Here is a 2,656-nt window from a genome sequence, read left to right as displayed (position 1 = left end):
CCCGCGCGGGGACGAGCCGCTGCCCGAGGTGCTGCCCGCGGCCGACGTCGTCCGCGAAACCCCTCAGCCGACCCGCCGCCCGGCCGATAGGGCCCCCGACACCAGGACGGAGTCGCCACAGGCCAGGGACGGTCGCCGTAGCTCGTCGACCCCCGAAAGGCGTCTCGCAACCCATGGATCGCAAGCGGCTCAAGCAGCTCGGCGTGCCCGTCGGCGTCGTGCTCATCGTCGTCATGCTGGTCGTGCCGATGCCGCCGGCCGTGCTCGACCTGCTGCTCGTGGTCAACCTGACCGGCAGCATCCTCGTGCTGATGGTCGCGATGTTCGTCAAGCGTCCGCTCGACTTCGCCGCGTTCCCGGCGATCCTGCTCGTCATGACGCTGTTCCGGCTCGCGCTCAACGTCAGCGCGACCCGCCTGGTGCTCACCGAGGCGCACGCCGGCAAGGTCATCGAGACGTTCGGCCACTTCGTCGTCGGCGGCTCGCTCATCGTCGGCCTCATCATCTTCGTGATCCTGCTGATCATCCAGTTCGTCGTCATCACCAACGGCGCCGGCCGCGTCGCCGAGGTCGGGGCCCGCTTCACGCTCGACGCGATGCCCGGCAAGCAGATGGCGATCGACGCCGACCTCAACTCCGGCCTCATCGACGAGGAGGAGGCCCGTCGCCGTCGCGCCGAGGTGCACGCCGAGGCCGACTTCTACGGCGCGATGGACGGCGCCTCGAAGTTCGTCAAGGGCGACGCGATCGCGGCCATCATCATCACGCTGGTCAACCTGCTCGCCGGGTTCGCCGTGGGCATGGCCCAGATGGGCATGGAGTTCGGCGAGGCGGTCGAGACCTACAGCCTGCTGAGCGTCGGCGACGGCCTGGTCTCGCAGATCCCCGCCCTGCTGCTCTCGGTCGCCACCGGCCTCGTCGTCACGCGGTCCACCGCCGACGAGGACATGGGCTCGGACATCCTGCGCCAGCTCACCCAGAACCCGATGCCGCTGCGGGTGGCCGGCGGCGCGGCGCTGTTCATGTGCCTCATCCCGGGCCTGCCCAAGATCCCGTTCATCCTGGTCGGCGGCGTGCTGCTCATCCTGTCGGCGCGGGTCGCCGCGGAGCTGGCCAAGGAGCCGGAGGTGCGGCCCGACGACGTCCCCGAGGTCGTCGCCGAGCAGCCCGAGACGATCGCCGCGCAGATCCAGGTCGACCCGCTCGGCCTGGAGCTGTCGGCCGACATCATCGACCTGGTCGACCGCAGCGTCGGCGGCGACCTTCTGGACCGGGTCAAGGCGCTGCGCCGCAAGATCGCCGGCGACGTCGGCGTGGTCATCCCGCCCGTGCGCACCCGCGACAACCTCGAGCTGCCCGGACGCACGTACCGGATCACGATGTTCGGCGTCGAGGTCGCGCGCGGCCAGGCGCCCCGCGGCACGGTGCTCGCCATCGGCGACAACCTCTCCGCGCTGCCCGGCGAGCCGACCAAGGAGCCGGTGTTCGGGCTGGACGCGCGCTGGGTCTCCGCCGAGCTGCGCCACCAGGCCGAGGTGATGGGCGCGACGGTCGTCGACCGGGCCTCGGTCATCACCACGCACCTGTCCGAGGTCGTCACCCGCAACGCCTCGCGCCTGCTGGGCCGCGAGGACGTGGCGATGCTCGTGCAGGTCGTCAAGCGCTCCAGCCCCACGGTCGTGGAGGAGCTCACCCCGGCGCAGCTGAGCCTGGGCGAGATCCAGCGCGTGCTGCAGGGACTGCTCGACGAGCAGGTGCCGGTCAAGAACCTGGTCGGCATCTTCGAGTCGCTGTCGCTCAAGGCGCGCGACACCAAGGACGTCGACGCGCTCGTGGACGCCGCGCGACTCGGACTCGGGCCGGCCATCGTCGACCCGTACGTGGTCGACGGCGTGCTCAGCGTCATCACGCTCGAGCCGACCCTGGAGCACCGGATGCTCGAGGCCAGCCGTCCGGGCGACCGGGGCATGGTCATCGCGCTGGACCCGGTGACCGCCCAGCAGGTCATGGGCTCGGTGGCGGACCTGGTCACCCAGGCCGAGAACACCGGCGCGCGGCCCGTGCTGGTGTGCGCCCCGCAGATCCGGCCCGCGCTGCGCCGCATGCTGGCTCCCGCGCTGCCCACGCTCCCGGTCGTCTCCTACTCCGAGGTCGACGGCAGCGGCGACGTCCGCTCGGTCGGCGTGGTCGGGCAGGGCGAGACGGTGGGCGTCCGATGAGGCCGCCGGGCGTGCTGGTCGTCCTGCTGGCACTGGTGTGCTCCGTGCCCGCCTTCGTCGGCGCCAGCCTGGGCACGATGACCGCCGAGGACGCCGTCCAGCGCGCCGTCGTGCTCGTGCTCGGCGGCTGGGCGCTGGACCTGCTGCTGCGTCCCGCGGCGCTGCGGATCATCCACGGCCCGCCCGCCGCCCCGGCGGACGCGCCGTGGGGACCGGAGGTCCCGGCCCACGATGGACCGACGGTCCCTGAGGTCGCCTAGACTGCCCGGGTGCGGACGGAGCTGAGGACCTCGTGAGCGGGTCCCTGACCGGTCCGCGCACCGTCGGGACGCTCGACGACGTCACCGACCTCGTCCCCGGCGTCCCGCTCGAGGTCGTCCTGCGCCGCGTCCTCGCGCCGCCGCCTGCCACGACGACCGGACGCCCGGCCCGCCGCC

Annotated in this window: 2 protein-coding genes; both read left to right on the top strand. The window is 72.5% G+C overall.

Annotated features, from left to right (window positions below; all coding sequences use genetic code 11):
• The first annotated feature begins 173 nt into the window (after positions 1–173).
• Positions 174–2,219 (top strand): flagellar biosynthesis protein FlhA, encoded by a 2,046-nt coding sequence (gene flhA, locus AC2W7G_RS13365; protein ID WP_485868871.1) that lies wholly within the window; start codon positions 174–176, stop codon positions 2,217–2,219.
• Positions 2,216–2,479, top strand: a complete 264-nt coding sequence (locus tag AC2W7G_RS13360) for a hypothetical protein (RefSeq protein ID WP_485868870.1) — start codon at positions 2,216–2,218, stop codon at positions 2,477–2,479. The genes flhA and AC2W7G_RS13360 overlap by 4 nt, the downstream gene beginning before the upstream one ends.
• Positions 2,480–2,656 lie beyond the last annotated feature (177 nt).

It is taken from the genome of Aeromicrobium sp. PFPM2_SD2, assembly GCF_057364525.1.
The sequence above is the reverse complement of the archived record's forward strand: the minus strand, read 5'-3'. Positions and strand labels throughout refer to the sequence as shown.